Origin of the sequence: Pseudomonas sp. MTM4, from assembly GCF_019355055.1 — a bacterium.
In the GTDB taxonomy this organism is placed as follows: Bacteria; Pseudomonadota; Gammaproteobacteria; order Pseudomonadales; family Pseudomonadaceae; genus Stutzerimonas.
The window spans coordinates 1921331-1937513 of the sequence record NZ_CP048411.1 but is presented as its reverse complement, the minus strand read 5'-3'; the positions used below and the strand labels follow the sequence as shown (position 1 = coordinate 1937513).

At 61.1% G+C, this 16183-nt stretch carries 15 protein-coding genes; 5 read left to right on the top strand and 10 right to left on the bottom strand.

The features are described 5' to 3' along the window. Positions 1–48: 48 nt before the first annotated feature. The 5 genes from rbfA (at position 49) to GYM54_RS08830 (ending at position 4813) form a co-directional block, all read left to right on the top strand. Complete coding sequence (rbfA, locus tag GYM54_RS08850; RefSeq protein ID WP_131650780.1) at positions 49–438, top strand: 30S ribosome-binding factor RbfA; 390 nt, start codon at positions 49–51, stop codon at positions 436–438. A gap of 3 nt (positions 439–441) precedes the next feature. Then, positions 442–1359: a tRNA pseudouridine(55) synthase TruB gene (gene truB, locus GYM54_RS08845; RefSeq protein ID WP_197445548.1), complete on the top strand. Its 918-nt coding sequence runs from the start codon at positions 442–444 to the stop codon at positions 1357–1359. Between the two features lie 119 nt (positions 1360–1478). Then, a complete protein-coding gene (gene rpsO, locus GYM54_RS08840) occupies positions 1479–1748 on the top strand; it encodes a 30S ribosomal protein S15 (RefSeq protein WP_003280896.1) in 270 nt (89 codons plus the stop codon). 169 nt (positions 1749–1917) lie between these two features. Then, positions 1918–4023 carry a polyribonucleotide nucleotidyltransferase gene (gene pnp, locus GYM54_RS08835; RefSeq protein ID WP_181100302.1) on the top strand — a complete coding sequence of 702 codons (2106 nt, stop codon included), beginning with the start codon at positions 1918–1920 and terminating at the stop codon, positions 4021–4023. A 418-nt stretch (positions 4024–4441) separates the two neighbouring features. Next, positions 4442–4813: a BON domain-containing protein gene (locus GYM54_RS08830; protein WP_181100305.1), complete on the top strand. Its 372-nt coding sequence runs from the start codon at positions 4442–4444 to the stop codon at positions 4811–4813. Between the two features lie 63 nt (positions 4814–4876). On the opposite strand, the gene GYM54_RS08825 is transcribed toward GYM54_RS08830, so the two are convergent. The 10 genes from GYM54_RS08825 to panB all read right to left on the bottom strand — a co-directional run bounded on the left by GYM54_RS08825 (position 4877) and on the right by panB (position 16032). Further along, positions 4877–5185, bottom strand: a complete 309-nt coding sequence (locus GYM54_RS08825) for a DUF2845 domain-containing protein (protein ID WP_197445549.1) — start codon at positions 5183–5185, stop codon at positions 4877–4879. Between the two features lie 11 nt (positions 5186–5196). Then, positions 5197–5493 (bottom strand): DUF2845 domain-containing protein, encoded by a 297-nt coding sequence (locus tag GYM54_RS08820; RefSeq protein WP_374105183.1) that lies wholly within the window; start codon positions 5491–5493, stop codon positions 5197–5199. Continuing rightward, positions 5493–8426 (bottom strand): DUF748 domain-containing protein, encoded by a 2934-nt coding sequence (locus tag GYM54_RS08815; RefSeq protein WP_197445550.1) that lies wholly within the window; start codon positions 8424–8426, stop codon positions 5493–5495. The genes GYM54_RS08820 and GYM54_RS08815 overlap by 1 nt, the downstream gene beginning before the upstream one ends. Before the next feature lie 85 nt (positions 8427–8511). Next, positions 8512–9528: a class I SAM-dependent rRNA methyltransferase gene (locus tag GYM54_RS08810; RefSeq protein WP_181100312.1), complete on the bottom strand. Its 1017-nt coding sequence runs from the start codon at positions 9526–9528 to the stop codon at positions 8512–8514. 82 nt (positions 9529–9610) lie between these two features. Further along, positions 9611–10789 (bottom strand): acetyl-CoA C-acetyltransferase, encoded by a 1179-nt coding sequence (locus GYM54_RS08805; protein WP_197445551.1) that lies wholly within the window; start codon positions 10787–10789, stop codon positions 9611–9613. A gap of 93 nt (positions 10790–10882) precedes the next feature. Then, the gene (locus GYM54_RS08800) at positions 10883–11758 is read right to left on the bottom strand and encodes an oxygenase MpaB family protein (RefSeq protein WP_197445552.1); all 876 of its coding nucleotides are present in this window, start codon (positions 11756–11758) and stop codon (positions 10883–10885) included. A gap of 115 nt (positions 11759–11873) precedes the next feature. Beyond that, positions 11874–13538, bottom strand: coding sequence for a glucose-6-phosphate isomerase (gene pgi / locus GYM54_RS08795; protein WP_181100316.1), 1665 nt, complete (start codon positions 13536–13538; stop codon positions 11874–11876). A 353-nt stretch (positions 13539–13891) separates the two neighbouring features. Further along, positions 13892–14272, bottom strand: a complete 381-nt coding sequence (gene panD, locus GYM54_RS08790; RefSeq protein WP_003298244.1) for an aspartate 1-decarboxylase — start codon at positions 14270–14272, stop codon at positions 13892–13894. A gap of 99 nt (positions 14273–14371) precedes the next feature. Next, a complete protein-coding gene (gene panC, locus GYM54_RS08785) occupies positions 14372–15235 on the bottom strand; it encodes a pantoate--beta-alanine ligase (protein WP_181100318.1) in 864 nt (287 codons plus the stop codon). Continuing rightward, entirely contained in the window at positions 15232–16032 is an 801-nt protein-coding gene (panB, locus tag GYM54_RS08780) for a 3-methyl-2-oxobutanoate hydroxymethyltransferase (protein ID WP_181100320.1), read from the bottom strand. The genes panC and panB overlap by 4 nt, the downstream gene beginning before the upstream one ends. Between the last annotated feature and the right edge of the window lie 151 nt (positions 16033–16183).

Here is a 16183-nt window from a genome sequence, read left to right as displayed (position 1 = left end):
CTTCCGGCTTTGGGCTTCCAGCTTTCGGCTTTTAAGAAGGTATGAAAGATGGCAAAAGATTACAGTCGTACCCAGCGTATCGGCGACCAGATGCAGCGCGAGCTGGCACAGCTGATTCAGCGTGAAGTCAAGGACCCGCGTTTGGGTTTGGTAACCATTACCGGGGTCGAGGTCAGTCGTGACCTGTCCCATGCCAAGATATTCATCACCGTCATGGGCAAGGATGACGATGAAGACGCCGTCAAATCCAGCCTTCGGATTCTCAACGAAGCGAGTGGATTTCTGCGTATGCAGCTGGGCAAGGCGATGAAGTTGCGCACGGTGCCGCAGTTGCACTTCAACTACGACGCCAGCGTCCGTCGCGGTGTCGAGCTGGCCTCGCTGATCGAGCGTGCTGTCGCGGAAGACCGCAAACACAGCGATGATGTTGGAGAGTAACGCGTGGCCCAGGTAAAACGTGTTCGCCGCGCAGTTAGCGGCATCATTCTTCTCGATAAGCCTCGTGGATTCACGTCTAACGCGGCGTTGCAGAAGGTTCGCTGGTTGCTCAACGCCGAAAAGGCGGGGCATACAGGGAGTCTGGATCCGCTGGCGACCGGCGTGCTGCCGTTGTGTTTTGGCGAAGCCACCAAGTTTTCCCAGTATCTACTCGATGCCGACAAGGGCTACGAGACCGTTGCCCAGCTCGGCGTGACCACCACCACGGCTGATGCCGAGGGAGAGGTGATCGAGCGCAAGCCTGTCGCCGTCAGCGCAGCGCAGATCGAGGCGCTTCTACCGGAGTTTCGCGGTGACCTGCAGCAGGTGCCGCCGATGTATTCGGCACTCAAGCGTGACGGTCAGCCACTGTACAAGCTGGCGCGTGCCGGAGAGGTAGTGGAGCGCGAGCCGCGTTCTGTTACCATTGCCCGCCTGGATTTGCTCTCGCTGGAAGACGATAGGGCGCGTTTGGCCGTCGCTTGCAGCAAGGGTACTTATATCCGCACGCTCGTCGAAGATATCGGGCTGAAGTTGGGTTGTGGTGCACACGTAGCCGAACTGCGGCGGACTCAGGCTGGACCTTTCGATCTGACCCAGACCGTCAGTCTCGAAGAGCTCGAGCGGGTCCATGCCGAAGGCGGGGCAGAGGCGGTGGATGCCTTTCTCAAGCCGGTCGATAGCGGGCTGGAACACTGGCCACTGCTGCAGCTGTCAGAGCACAGCGCCTTTTATTGGCTGCACGGTCAGCCGGTACGGGCACCGGAAGCGCCGAAATTTGGCATGCTGCGGGTGCAGGATCATAACGGTCGCTTTATCGGCATCGGTGAAGTGAGTGAGGACGGGCGCATTGCGCCGCGTCGACTGATTCGGTCGGAATGACCGATACGCAATGCGCCTCGGTGGTGTGTTGCGTCACGAGGATGGCTGTTGGCAGGCACGGTCAGCCCTCTTTTAAAACACGGGATGCGTCCCGGCCTGTTCACTGTAAGGAGCCCATCATGGCACTTAGCGTTGAAGAAAAAGCCCAGATCGTTAACGAGTACAAGCAAGCTGAAGGCGACACCGGTTCTCCGGAAGTGCAGGTAGCCCTGCTGACCGCCAACATCAACAAGCTGCAAGGTCACTTCAAGGCCAACGGCAAAGACCACCACTCGCGTCGTGGTCTGATCCGTATGGTTAACCAGCGCCGTAAGCTGCTGGACTACCTGAAGGGCAAGGACACTACTCGTTACAGCACCCTGATCGGTCGTCTGGGTCTGCGTCGTTAAGACGTAGCGAGCTGGAAGCCTGGAGCTGGAAGCTTGAAGTCGTAAGTTGGAGAAATCTCCGCTTCTGGCTTCGAGCTTCCAGCTTTTTGGCTTTTGCAGGAGAGATCGGGTCCGACTCCCGCCGCTCCCGCCAATTTCCCCCAAAGGCAACAGAGAGAAGGAAAGCACCGTGAACCCGGTAATCAAGAAATTTCAGTTCGGTCAGTCGACCGTAACCCTCGAGACTGGCCGCATCGCCCGTCAGGCATCCGGCGCCGTGCTGGTCACCGTTGATAACGACGTAACCGTGCTGGTCACGGTCGTTGGTGCCAAGACGGCCGACCCGAGCAAGGGCTTTTTCCCGCTCTCGGTCCACTACCAGGAAAAAACCTACGCAGCCGGCAAGATCCCCGGTGGCTTCTTCAAGCGCGAAGCACGTCCTTCGGAAAAAGAAACCCTGACTTCGCGTCTGATCGATCGCCCGATCCGTCCGCTGTTCCCGGAAGGCTTCCAGAACGAAGTGCAGGTCATCTGCACCGTAGTATCGACCAGCAAGAAGACCGATCCGGACATCGCTGCGATGATCGGTACCTCCGCCGCGCTAGCCATCTCCGGTATTCCGTTCAATGGCCCCATCGGCGCCGCGCGCGTTGCCTTCCATCCCGAAACCGGTTACCTGCTGAACCCGACCTACGAGCAGCTCAAGGCCTCCAGCCTGGACATGGTCGTAGCCGGCACCAAAGATGCCGTTCTGATGGTCGAATCCGAAGCTAAAGAGCTGACCGAAGACCAGATGCTGGGCGCGGTACTGTTCGCCCATGACGAATTCCAGGCTGTGATCCAGGCCGTTGCCGAGCTGGCAGACGAAGCCGGCAAGCCAACTTGGGACTGGCAGCCGAAAGCTGAAAACACCGAGCTGCTCAATGCCATCCGCAGCGAGTTCGGCGAGGCGATTTCCCAGGCCTATACCATCATCATCAAGCAGGATCGCTATGCGCGCCTGGGCGAGCTGCGCGAGCAGATCGTTGCCAAGTTCTCTGGTGAAGAAGGCCAGCCGTCCGCTGGTGAAGTGAAGGAAGCCTTCGGCGAGATCGAATACCGCACCGTTCGCGAAAACATCGTCAACGGCAAGCCGCGTATCGATGGCCGTGACACTCGCACCGTTCGTGGCCTGAACATTGAAGTTGGCGTGCTCGACAAGACCCACGGCTCGGCACTCTTCACCCGTGGTGAAACCCAGGCGCTGGTGGTGGCTACCCTCGGAACTGCCCGTGACGCGCAGCTGCTCGACACCCTGGAAGGCGAGAAGAAAGACCCCTTCATGCTGCACTACAACTTCCCGCCGTACTCGGTCGGCGAATGTGGCCGCATGGGCGCTACCGGCCGTCGCGAGATTGGTCACGGTCGCCTGGCCCGTCGTGGTGTAGCTGCCATGCTGCCGGGCGCTGACGAATTCCCGTACACCATCCGCGTGGTATCGGAAATCACCGAGTCCAACGGCTCCAGCTCGATGGCGTCGGTCTGTGGTGCTTCGCTGGCACTGATGGACGCTGGTGTGCCGATGAAAGCACCGGTTGCCGGTATCGCCATGGGCCTGGTCAAGGAAGGCGAGAAGTTCGCCGTACTGACCGACATTCTCGGTGACGAAGATCACCTGGGCGACATGGACTTCAAAGTTGCCGGTACCGCTAAGGGCGTCACCGCGCTGCAGATGGACATCAAGATCCAGGGCATCACCGAAGAGATCATGGAGCAGGCGCTGGAGCAGGCCCTGGAAGCGCGTCTGAACATCCTTGGCCAGATGAATCAGGTCATCGCGCAGTCGCGTACCGAGCTGTCGGCCAACGCACCGACCATGATTTCGATGAAGATCGATCAGGACAAGATCCGCGACGTGATCGGCAAGGGTGGCGCCACCATTCGCAGCATCTGCGAAGAAACCAAGGCCTCGATCGACATCGAAGATGATGGCTCGATCAAGATCTTTGGCGAAACCAAGGAAGCGGCCGAGGCTGCCAAGCAACGTGTACTGGGCATCACCGCCGAGGCTGAGGTCGGCAAGATCTACGTCGGCAAGGTCGAGCGCATCGTCGACTTCGGCGCCTTCGTCAACATCCTCCCCGGCAAGGACGGTCTGGTACACATTTCGATGCTGAGCGATCAGCGTGTCGAAAAAGTCACCGACGTGCTCAAGGAAGGTCAGGAAGTCGAAGTGCTGGTGCTGGACGTGGACAACCGCGGTCGCATCAAGCTGTCGATCAAGGACGTGGCGGCGGCGAAAGCTTCGGGCGCCTAACGCAGCGATATAAAAGGACCCTTAAGGTTCTTTTCGATTGAGACGAACCCCGCCAAACGGCGGGGTTCGTTTTTTCAGGCAGGGGTATCTCTTCTAGCGGTCTCTTGGGCTGGCACCTGAGCTTGCGACGATTCATCCAGCCGGCCACGCAACGCATTGCTTTCGTTAGTTGCTCGTCGTCGCGTCAGGTCGTGTTTGTAGCCTATCGAGCAGCGAAAGAATCAACGGCTATTGCAAGTTGCACGCTTCGCTGGAGTGGAACATGCAGTGTGCTAGTGGCGTTCAGCTACTTGAATTCTCAACTTATTGATTTTATTGAGATTTAAAAAACAAAAAGATGGCATGGCGCTTGCGATATTACCTGTGAATCTGCGTCGGAGTGATGCCGCAGACATTTGAAGAAAAACAGGAGTGCCATATGAACATTCAGAACCCTCTTACCGCTGTTGCCGTCGCCGCTGCTCTGAGCTTGCCGATGGCAGGTGCCGCTTTCGCCGACACTACTCCAGCACTGGATAAGACCGATACCGTCATGCTGGCAACCAACGACACCATGAAGGAAGCCGGTGACGCCACGTCCGATACCTGGATCACCACCAAGGTGAAATCGTCCCTGCTGGCGGAAGACGCTACACCGGGCATGGATATCGAAGTGGAAACCAAAGACGGTGTTGTATCGCTGTCAGGCACTGTAGCCACCGAAGCTGAGCGTGAGGCGGCGATCAATAAGGCCAAGTCCATCAAGGGCGTACGTGAAGTCTCGGCAGACGGCCTGAAAGCTGCCGACTGATATTCGCTGCCGTCGCAGGAACAAATGAAGCCCCACTTTACAGTGGGGTTTTTTATATACGTTTCAGCGACCGCGCTGGCTTTCGATCCGGCGCAGCCGGTTTCCTTCGAAACGCAAGAAATGGTACATGCCGTTGGTTGGGCCGTAAGTCCATTCCTCAACTGGGACCTCATGGCGAAAGCCATAGTCATCGAGGATTTCCTTGTAGCCAACCAGGGCGGAGCTGGAGGGCTCGCCGCACTTACTGCTGACCTCGCTGGTGGACGCTTCAAGGCTAACGAGCGCACTGCCGCAGCGATGCGTAGAAGACGCATGAGCACCGATGGAGAGCACGATCAGGCTCAGCAGGAGCAGGGGTGAGCTGGGGAACATGTTGAGGCCTCTTAACGAGCGCGACGGGATTCGATGCGTACCAGCCGGTTGCCTTCGAACGTAAGGATGCTGAGCATGCCGTTGTCAGGCCCATACAACCATTCCTCGACTACCATTTCCCGCCTGGCGTGTGGGCCCAGCGCGTAGCCGACCAGATCCCGCCGCACTGGCGCGCCGCACTTGTTCTCAACTTCGAAAGGCCGATCGCCAGTACTGATCAGCGCGCTGCCGCAGCGTAGCGTTTCCGCCTGGGCGAAAGGGGCTGCCAGGATAGTGCTGAGCAGCAGCGTATGGATTATGGCAGGCATCATTCGCTTCCCAGATGCAGGGGCGTTGGGATCTGTCCGTCTTGCTCGGCTTCCGCAATGCCGGTGTCTAGCAGGTACACACGCGAAGCATCGAGGCCAGCCTGATCGACCAGATAATCCTTGATCGAAGCGGCGCGGGCGCGGCTCAAGCGGCGTAGCAGGGCAGTGCTGTCGGCTCGGCTGGTCAGTATGGCGTCGCGCATCTTCTCGCTGCGTACCTGCTCGTCGAGCTCGCTCCATTGAGTGGGCGGTTGTTGGCCGAGACGGCTGCGATAGATGCCTTCGAGCATGGCGGCTTTCTCCTCATCGCCAATTTCCAGTTGCCCAGCGTCGGCAGGTACCTTGTCGCCGCGACGCTGCAGCATCTTGTACCAGGTTTCCTGATATTCGTTCTGCAGCCATTGTTCGGCCAGCAGCGGTCCGTCGGCCTGAGGTGAGCTCTGTCCTTCGACTTCGAGGCGCAACACGGGGCGCTCATTCAGCGCACGGCCCAGGGTGTCCAGGTTGGCGCGCGCCGGCTGATCAAGTTCACTGCTGCCGGGTGCGAAGAGCACTTGGCTGAGATCTTCCTGGTCGCCGCCGACGACACCGGCGAGAAATTTGAACGGTGCTTTGACTGCACGAGTAAGGAGGTTGCGCAGCGTCTGCCAGACGATCGGCATGACATCGAACTGAGGGTTGTTGAGGTCGCCCTGAACCGGCAGCTCCAACGAAATCGTGCCACGACTGTCCTTCAGCAGCGCGACGGCCAGGCGTACTGGCAGATCGACCGCTTCGGGACTGTCCACCTTCTCGCCAAGCTGCAGCTGTTGCAGCACGACCTTGTTCTCGGCGTTCAGTTGGCCCTGCTGAATGCGGTAGTGGAGATCGAGATCCATGCGGCCTTTGCGGATGCGATAACCGGCGAACTTTCCAGAGTAGGGCGAAAGGTTGGTCAGTTCGACCTGCCGGAAGCGCGTGGCGATATCGAGGCTCTGCAGCGGATCGAATGGCGTGAGGTTCCCTTTGATGCTGACTGGCGCATAGCGATCAACCTTGCCGTTGATGTCGACCGTGGCCGGTTGCTGCGCCTGGTTGTCGATCGTACCGATCTCGCCGCTGAGCTCCTGCACGGCCGTTATGAAGGGAGGGCGCAGACTGAGGTCGGAAAAATTGGCCGAACCCTCATTGATGGTAATGCCCCCTATGCGAATACCCATCGGCTCTGCTTGCTCGGTTGTCGCAGTAGCCGCGCTATCGCTGTCGGCCGCGGTCGTCTTGTCCACCAACAGATCATTGATATTGGTGGTGAGGTCCGGATTGATGATGAAGCGCGCGTAGGGTTGGGTCAGGTCGATGCGTTCGATCTGCAACTGTTGGGGATGCTGGTAATCCAGCCCGCCGAGTTGCAAGCGCTGCCATTTGACGAAGTCGCGATTGTTGATGGTATCGAGCGTATGCAGCTGGGTAATCTCGGCTGCCCCTCCGAGATTGAACGCCAGTGGTTCGGTGCCGGTCAGCTCAAGTTCCAGCTGACTGGCCAGCATGCCGCTGCGCAATTCGAGATGCACGAAAGGCGTCAGGTAGGCCTGAGCGATGCGCAGGTCGATATCCTGCGTGCTGATGCTCAGTCGTCCAGACGCAGGCTGCAATTGCAACTGTCCCGCCGCTTGCAAGGTGCCCTGGTTGCCTACGCCGGTGGTCAGTTCCAGCCCGAAAGGCGAAGTGCCCAGGCTGTCGAAATCGGACACGGCAAGATTAAGCGGACCCAGCTGCAGCGCGACCTCATCCGCCGGCACACGGTCACGCAGATGTACCCGGTAGTCGCGTAGCTGGGCGTCACTCAGCAGCACCTGCCAGGCTGTCGACTGGTCGTCGGCGGTAGCTGCTTGTACGGGTCCGACGGCGTCCGTCTGTTCGGCGGTTTCCGGCTGGGTGTTGGCGGACGATGGGGTCAGCAGTTTCTGCCAGTTCAGCTCGCCGTCGGGTTCGCGGGTTACCCAGGTTTCCAGAGCATCGCTGCGCAGCTGGCCGATCACAACCTGTTGCTTGGTCAGATCCAGTGATGTCTGGCTGATTTCAAGCTTGTTCAGGCGAACCATTGGCTGCCCGTCGGCGGTATCGAGTTCGAGTGGTGCCAGTTGGGCGTTCAGGTTGCTCAATTGCAGCTCGGTGCGCTCCGCCAGATCGAGCCGATAATCGCTGGCGAAACTGAGCCGGCCTTGCTGCAGGCGCAGTGGTACGGCGTCATGGGCGTAGGCCCAGAAGTCCTTCAGTGCCAGATTGCTGATTTTCAGCTGGCCGGACGAGCTGATGGTTGGCGCCAGATTGAACTGTCCGTTCCAGTCCACCCGGGCACCGCTGGGGCCGGTCGCGACCAGCACCGCATCGGCTGCGTCATCCGAGCGGGTGGCGAAGTTCAGCAGCTCGAAACTGAGTGAGTCGAGGAGGAAGTCGATGGGCTCTTCAGGGCGCTGGTCGGCGAAGCGGACCGAGCCCTCCACCAGCTGCAGTCGGTTGATATGCAGGGCGAAGGGTTCTTCCGGCTCTTGCGGCTCTTCATCTTCAGCAGACGGTGGCAGGTCGAACAGTCGTGTCAGGTTGAGCGTACCGTCTTTGTCGAACACCACTTCGGTGTGCAGCTGGGTCAGCTCGATATTTTCTATCTGCAGGGCGCGGTGCCAGAGGCTGCTCCATTGCAGATCGAGATACAGACGTTCGAAGCCGAGCTGCGGCTGATCAGCCTCGCCGAGGCGCAGGTCGTACAGCGTCAGTTCGAGACTGAATGGGTTGAATTCGATTCGTTCCAGGCGCGCCGGCACCGTCGCGTACTGGATTAGTTGCTGGTTGACGACACGCTGGGCGACACCAGGCAGTATCAAGAAGCCAAGCAGGCAATAGCAGACCAGTGCGGTCATCAGGCAGATGAGTGCGCGCTTCATTCCGTTGGGCATGCGGACCTACATTCCGAGCGATGGACTGCCTTGGAGTATGGCACGCCATGCGGGTTCCTCTATGCCACCGGTAACCCGTACCGCTTCACAATTGCAGCGTGAGAATCTTCAATGGCGGTCGCCCGTCGGCGGAAGGGAAGTCCAGCGCCGGCGACAGCACTCGGCAATCGCGTACCGGCCGTCCGGCCTTCGTTGCGCACCGCAGAACCTGCTCGCGCCAGTCGTCGAGGTCGACCTTCGCCAGGTTGTTGCAGCAGACCAGCACGCCATCTTCAGCGGTGACAAGCAGTGCAGGCTTGAGCAGGCTCTGATAATCGCGCAACAGATCGACGGTGCCGAATGCGCTTTTCGACCAGGCTGGCGGATCGAGCAAGACCAGATCGAACTGTTGCGGTGCAAGGCGCGGATAGTCGGGCAGCGCTCGCCCGCGGCGCTGTGGGACCGGCAAGCCCGCCAACTGACGGATCGCCGGAAAATAATCCGACTGGATGAACCGCATCGGCGCCAGTTCGGGATTGAGCGCGCCGTTCTCCCGTCCGACCGCGAGGTTGCTTTCGGCAAAGTCCAGATTGCACACCTCACGCGCACCACCTGCAGCCGCGCAGAGGCCGACGCCACAGGTGTAAGCGAACAGGTTGAGCACCGACTTGCCGGCGCTGTTGGCCTTGACCCAGCCGCGTGCGTTGCGCAGATCGAGAAACAGCAGCGGATCCTGCCCGCTGTGCCGCGCGCGGACTCGGTAGTTCAGGCCCCATTCCCGACCGACCTGATCGTCCAGCGCCGCCGGATCGGCGCGATAGACCGAGTCGCTGCGGTCGATACGCGAGTTCCCCTGGGAGCGGTCGTTGTAGACCAGCGAGAGGGTTTCGCCGATGGCGGTGCAAAGCTGTTCGTGCACGGCCAGTAGCACGTCGCGTTCGAGCGGCTGATGAAAGCTTTGCACCAGCAACTGCGGGCCGTAACGATCGATCGTCAGGCCGGGCGCGCCTTCCTGGCTACCGTGGAAGAGTCGGTAACAGTCGGTGGCCTGGTCGTGCAGTTGGTCGAGCAGAGTTTCGCGATGGCGGAAGGCGGCGCGCAGCGCCTGTTCCAGAGAAGACATGCGCGGCGACTCGGAGGGGAGGGCCGCGCAGTTTATCGGAAATAGCCGGCGCTGGGCCGGCTGGGTGCTTAGCGGCGCGCGATCAGCGCTTGATCGCCAGCGCAACGCCCTGACCGCCGCCGATGCACAGCGTTGCCAGCCCTTTATGGGCGTCGCGGCGGATCATTTCGTGCAGCAGGGTGACCAGGATGCGGCAGCCGGAGGCACCAATCGGATGGCCGATGGCGATGGCGCCGCCGTTGACGTTGACCTTCTCCGCGTCCCAGCCGAGCTCCTTGCCAACTGAAAGCGCCTGGGCGGCGAATGCCTCGTTGGCTTCGATCAGGTCGAGCTGATCGAGGCTCCAGCCTGCCTTTTCCAGGCATCGGCGGGTGGCCGATACCGGGGCGATGCCCATGATCGCCGGATCGACACCCGCATTGGCGTAACCGGCGATACGCGCCAGTACCGGCAGACCCAGCGCCTTGGCCTTGTCCGCACTCATCAGTAGCACGGCGGCGGCACCGTCGTTGAGGCTGGAGGCGTTACCGGCCGTTACGCTACCGTCCTTCTTGAAGGCGGGCTTGAGCTTGCTCAGGCTCTCGGCTGTGGTGCCCGCGCGCGGCTGCTCGTCGGTTTCGAACACCAGCGGATCGCCCTTGCGCTGCGGAATCTCGATCGGCGTGATCTCCTCGCCGAAGCGCCCTGCCTCGATGGCGGCAACCGCCTTCTGTTGGGAGGCTGCGGCGAAGGCATCCTGTTCCTCTCGCGTAATGCCGTACTTCGCGACGAGATTTTCGGCGGTGATGCCCATGTGATAGTCATTGAAGGCGTCCCACAGCCCATCCTGGATCATGCTGTCGAGCAGCTTGCCATGACCCATGCGCAGTCCCGTGCGGGCCGCAGGCATGACGTAGGGCGCCAGGCTCATGTTTTCCATGCCGCCGGCAATCACTACTTCGGCGTCGCCGCAGCGGATAGCCTGTGTCGCGAGGTGCAGCGCTTTCAGGCCGGAGCCGCAGACCTTGTTCAGCGTCATGGCTGGGACCGCGGCGGGCAGGCCGGCATTGATTGCAGCTTGGCGCGCCGGGTTCTGGCCGGCGCCCGCGGTGAGAACTTGCCCGAGGATGACTTCGTCCACCTCGGCGGGGTCGATGCCTGTTTGTTGCAGCAGACGGCGAATCACCGCCGCGCCCAGGTCGGCTGCAGGAATATCGGCCAGCGCGCCCTGAAAGCTGCCGACGGCGGTACGGGTGGCGGCGACAATGACGACTTCTTGCATGCAGGTTGACCTCGAAAAGAGCGGGATTCGCGCGGGGCGCCCATGTTGGCATACCGCTTTGGGCGGCTCCAATTGCGGAACCTGCCGGTCACGTTATCGGCTGGGCAGTCCCATGCGTCGGCGTGCCCGATGTACCGAACCGTTGCGCACGGCCCAGCGCAGCACTGGAGCGGTGCGTCTGACGCCGAACCGTATCAGCTGGCGCTGAGCCGGGCTCTGCTGCAGTCCGAGCATGGCGCTGGCCCAGTCCGGTAGCAGCTCGACTCCCGCCTGCATCATCAGGGCGCCGAATGGCCGGGCCAGCGCGCTGGGTGCCGGTGCGTCGAACAGCACGCGGAGAATCTCCCTCGAGCGCTCGTCGCACTGCAACTGCGGCTGTACCTCTTGCAGATACTCCGCAACCTGCTTTCTTGAACGCGGCACCTGGCATGCGCCAAGAGACTCGGCGATCCGTGCGACCTCATCGTAATAACTATCCTGATCATCGCCAGACAACGCAGGGTTGAGGTAACGCAGGTGCGCCTTGAGAAAACTGCTGACCTCGGCTACGTGCACCCAGGTCAGCAGTTCGGGATCGTAGGCGGCGTAGGGGCGGCCATCGGCTGCATGACCCGTGATCTGCAGATGGATCGAGCGGACACGCTCGATCAGCCGTTGTGCATCCGCCTGGCTGCCGAAGGTTGTCGCCGATATGAATTGCCCGGTACGCCGCAAACGGCCGAGCAGGTCTTCGCGGAAGTTCGAATGATCCCAGACGCCGGCCAGCGCCAGCGGATGCAGGGCTTGCAGCAGCAACGCGGAAATGCCGCCGATCAGCATCGAAGTGAAGTCACCATGGACCCGCCAGCAGACCGAATCCGGGCCGAATAAGCCTGGGTCGCCCAGGGGCTGTTCATAGTCGACGCCTCCAATGGCCAGGCCGGTGAGGCTGAGCACCTGTGTTTCGATACGACGGCGGATGAATTCCATGGCCAGGCATTCTGCTTCGAGTGAAGCCGGAATGTTACCCGATGGATGCCGTTACCGATTCAGGGGGAAGTGGGGTTCAACCGGACAGCGTTTGCCGCCCGGTTGCAACGTAGGCTCAGCCGCGATGGCGACCGCGGAAGAAATCGATCAGACCCTGGGTCGAGGCGTCTTCGGCTGGCGGTGCGTCGAAGCTGGTCATCTGACCGTACACGGCCTTGCCCAGATCCTTGCCCAGCTCCACGCCCCACTGGTCGAAAGAATTGATCCCCCAAATCACGCCTTGTACGAACACCTTGTGCTCGTAGAGCGCAATCAGCGCGCCGAGGCGGCCGGGGCTGATGGTCTCCATCACCACGGTATTGCTCGGGCGATTGCCTGGAATCACTTTGTGCGGCGCCAGGCGCTCAATCTCGGCTTCGCCAAGCCCCTTGGCCCGCAGCTCGGCTTCGGCTTCCTCGCGGGTCTTGCCGCGCATCAGCGCTTGGCTCTGCGACAGGCAGTTCGCATACAGCCACTCATGGTGGTCGGCCACCGGGTTGTGGCTGACCACGGGCACGATGAAGTCGGCCGGAATCAGTGGCGTGCCCTGGTGCAGCAGCTGGTGATAGGCGTGCTGGCCGTTGGCGCCGACGCCACCCCAGATCACCGGGCCGGTGCCGCAGGAGACCGGCGTACCGTCCTGGCGCACGCTCTTGCCGTTGGACTCCATGTCCATCTGCTGCAGGTGTTTGACGAAGTTGCGCAGGTAATGGTCGTACGGCAGGAAGGCGTAGCTCTGCGCGCCCCAGAAGTTGTGGTACCAGACGCCAAGCATCGCCAGCAGCACCGGCATGTTGCTTTCGAACGGCTCGCTGAGGAAGTGACTATCCATGCTGTAAGCGCCGGACAGCAGATCCTTGAAGTTGGACATGCCGATGGCCAGCGCGATGGGCAGGCCGATGGCTGACCACAGCGAATAGCGCCCGCCGACCCAGTCCCACATAGGGAAGATGTTCTTTTCGCGGATGCCGAACTCAACGGCCGCCTTTTTGTTGCTGGTCACCGCGATGAAGTGGCGGTAGAGCTTCTCCTCTGTGCCGCCCTTGCCGAGATACCAGGTACGTGCGGCCTGTGCATTCTTCAGCGTCTCGAGCGTGCCGAAGGTCTTGCTGGAGATGATGAATAGTGTGGTTTCCACGTTCAGCTTGGCAGTCACTTCGCGGAATTCGCTGCCGTCGATGTTCGCCAGGTAATGCGTGCGCACGCCATGCTGAGTGAAGGGCAGCAGTGCCTCGGAAACCAGCTGCGGACCGAGGAACGAGCCTCCGATGCCAATGTTCACCACGTCGGTGATGGTCTTGTCGCTGAAGCCGCGCCAGAGATTGTTGTGGATGCGCGTAACGATGTCGGTCATCTGCGCCAGCGCGGCGTGCACGTCGCGCATGATGTTCTGCCCGTCGACCATCACTGAATCGCCCATCGGGCGGCGCAAGGCGGTGTGCAGGACCGGACGATTTTCCGAGGCGTTGATCCGCTCGCCTTCGAACATGGCGCGCGCGGCCTGCTCGACGCCGGCTTCACGGGCCAGGTTCACCAGCAGGGTGCGCGTCTCGGGTGTGATCAGGTTCTTCGAATAGTCGAGAAACAGGCCGCAGCAGGAAACCGACAGATCATCGAAGCGCGTCGGGTCGGCCTTGAATGCGTCGCGCATGCTGAAGTTCTGCATGGCAAGGCGGTGTTCTTCCAAGGCCTTCCAGGACGACAGGCCGGTGGCATCGAGAGGGTGCTCGTAATAGCTCATGGTAGTGCGGCTTCCTTTGCTTGGCGGACTGTCTCGATTCCGCGCCGCCCCAGGCGTAGCCCTGGAGCTGCGGTTGGACAGTCATTCGATGATGCTGACACGCTGGCACTCATCCTGAATGCATCGGGCGCGTACCGCTTCGATTCAATGAAGCTAGGGTGGCGCATCCTGCGCCGCCGAGACAGTCTGACTGGGAAAAACGCCCGGCGTTCCGAATGCTCGCCGCGCCTGCTATCGATACCCGCCATAGCCCTCTACGACCATTACAGATTAGCGCGTCAGGGGGAACCCTCAGGGCACAAAAAAGCCCGCAACGCGAAGGGCGTGCGGGCTTTCGAACGACTCATTCGCAGTCAGGCGACCTGGACCGGAATGGCGTTGCTGGTGTGGCTGAGTTCGCCATCTGCGCCCATGTAGAGGACGTGTGGCTTGAAGCTGGCCAGCTCGGCTTCGCTGTAATGGGCGTAAGCGCAAATGATCAGGCGATGACCTACGCCGGCCTTGTGCGCGGCTGCGCCGTTGACGGAAATGATCTTCGAACCCTCTTCGCCACGGATGGCGTACGTGGTGAAGCGCTCACCGTTGTCGACGTTGTAAATCTGGATCTGCTCGTATTCACGGATGCCGGCCAGGTCCAGCCAGTCGCCGTCGATGGCGCAGGAGCCTTCGTAATCCAGCACCGAGTGGGTTACCTGGGCGCGGTGCAATTTGGCCTTGAGCATGATGGCGTGCATGGCGGGTTCCTCCGGGTGCGCAAGCGGCGCAGAGTGTGCCCGAACCCACAAGTGTGATCAAGACCGAGGGACGGGCAGGGCGGTGCCGATGGTCGGCGGTTATACCGATGCGGGTCTGATATCGACCAGCAGGTTATCGATCAGGCGGGTTTTGCCGAGAAATACCGCTGCGAGAATGATCAGTTCGCGTGTATCGCCTGTGGCTGGCTGCAGATCCGTCGCGTTGCGAATTTCCAGGTAGTCGGGACGTAAGCCGGCTGCCTGCAGTGCCTGTTGTCCCTCGGCCAGTAGCGTCGGGTAGTTGCGATGCCCGTTGCGAATCGCGTCTGCCAGCTGGTTCAGCGTGCGATACAGGGCTGGAGCGATGGCGCGTTCCTCGGTATTGAGGTAGCCGTTGCGCGAGGACAGTGCCAAGCCGTCTTCGGCACGCATGGTTGGCTGGCCAATGATCTGCACGGGCATGTTCAGGTCGCGAACCATGGTGCGGATCACCGCCAACTGCTGGAAGTCCTTCTGGCCGAACACGGCAAGATCGGGCAGTACCATGTTGAACAGCTTGCTGACGACGGTCGAGACACCATCGAAATGGCCGGGTCGGCTACCGCCACAGAGCCCTTCGGATACCCCCGGCACCCGCACGATGGTCTGCATCGACTGGCCGTGGGGATACATCTCCTCGACGCTGGGTGCGAACAGCAGATGGCAACCCGCCTCGAAGAGCTTTTCCTGGTCCGCCGTGAGCGTGCGCGGATAACTGGCCAGATCCTCGTTCGGGCCGAACTGCAACGGGTTGACGAAGATGCTGGCGACCACGAAATCCGCGCGCTGGCCGGCCTTCTTCACTAACGCGATATGTCCTGCGTGCAGGTTGCCCATGGTTGGCACGAAGCCGATGCGTTTGCCCTCGCCACGTGCGCGGGTCACCGCGGCGCGCAGGTCGGCGACGGTTTTCACCACGTTCATGACGAGAATCCGTGTTCGGCGGCTGGGAACTCCACGCTTTTCACCGCCTGGGCGTAGGCAGCGATGGCGGATGTGATGTCGCCGTGTTCGCGCATGAAATTCTTCACGAATTTAGGCGCGCGTCCGCTGAGGGACAATCCGAGCATGTCGTGCAGGACCAATACCTGACCATCGGTGGCGCTACCGGCGCCGATGCCGATCACTGGCACCGAAACCGCCTGGGTGATGCGGGCCGCCAGCTCGCTGGGCACGCACTCGAGCAGCAGCATGGCAGCGCCCGCCGCCTCGAGCGCCTTGGCGTCGGCAATCATCTGCAGCGCCTGGGCCTCTTGGCGGCCTTGCACCTTATAGCCGCCCAGTATGTTGACGGTCTGTGGCGTGAGACCCATGTGGGCGCAGACCGGGATGCCGCGTTCGGCCAGCAAACGGATGGATTCGGCCAGCCATGCCGCACCCTCGACCTTGACCATGTGCGCGCCGGCCCGCATCAGCGTGGCCGAGTTGTCCAGGGTCTGCTCGATGGTGGCGTTGGCCATGAACGGCAGATCGGCGACGATCATCGCGCCACGGTTGCCACGTTTGACGCAGGCGGTGTGGTAGGCCATCTCTTCAATGGACACCGGCAAGGTGCTGTCGTGACCTTGCAGGACCATACCCAGCGAATCGCCGATCAGCAGCATCTCGACTCCCGCTTCGCACGCGGTCTTGGCGAAGGTGGCGTCATAGCAGGTGAGCATGACGATCTTCTCGCCTTTCTGCTTGAGGCCTTGCAGGGTGGTCAGGGTTACGTCTGGCATGAATGCCGTCCTCCTAGAGCCTCTGAGGGATCACGGTAGTCGGAGCGTCACCGATGGGCAGGATTACCAATTCGATGCGTGCCGGCAGAGGGCGCTTATAGTCCTGATGGCGGCGAGCTAAGTCAATCGTGAGTGTTACCCACACGTTACA

Coding starts and splice junctions, on each gene's coding strand:
- rbfA (WP_131650780.1), top strand. CDS start 49: ATGGCAAAAGATTACAGTCGTACCCAGCGTATCGGCGACCAGATGCAG.
- rpsO (WP_003280896.1), top strand. CDS start 1,479: ATGGCACTTAGCGTTGAAGAAAAAGCCCAGATCGTTAACGAGTACAAG.
- GYM54_RS08830 (WP_181100305.1), top strand. CDS start 4,442: ATGAACATTCAGAACCCTCTTACCGCTGTTGCCGTCGCCGCTGCTCTG.
- GYM54_RS08825 (WP_197445549.1), bottom strand. CDS start 5,185: ATGTTCCCCAGCTCACCCCTGCTCCTGCTGAGCCTGATCGTGCTCTCC.
- GYM54_RS08820 (WP_374105183.1), bottom strand. CDS start 5,493: ATGCCTGCCATAATCCATACGCTGCTGCTCAGCACTATCCTGGCAGCC.
- GYM54_RS08815 (WP_197445550.1), bottom strand. CDS start 8,426: ATGCCCAACGGAATGAAGCGCGCACTCATCTGCCTGATGACCGCACTG.
- GYM54_RS08810 (WP_181100312.1), bottom strand. CDS start 9,528: ATGTCTTCTCTGGAACAGGCGCTGCGCGCCGCCTTCCGCCATCGCGAA.
- GYM54_RS08805 (WP_197445551.1), bottom strand. CDS start 10,789: ATGCAAGAAGTCGTCATTGTCGCCGCCACCCGTACCGCCGTCGGCAGC.
- GYM54_RS08800 (WP_197445552.1), bottom strand. CDS start 11,758: ATGGAATTCATCCGCCGTCGTATCGAAACACAGGTGCTCAGCCTCACC.
- pgi (WP_181100316.1), bottom strand. CDS start 13,538: ATGAGCTATTACGAGCACCCTCTCGATGCCACCGGCCTGTCGTCCTGG.
- panD (WP_003298244.1), bottom strand. CDS start 14,272: ATGCACGCCATCATGCTCAAGGCCAAATTGCACCGCGCCCAGGTAACC.
- panC (WP_181100318.1), bottom strand. CDS start 15,235: ATGAACGTGGTGAAAACCGTCGCCGACCTGCGCGCCGCGGTGACCCGC.
- panB (WP_181100320.1), bottom strand. CDS start 16,032: ATGCCAGACGTAACCCTGACCACCCTGCAAGGCCTCAAGCAGAAAGGC.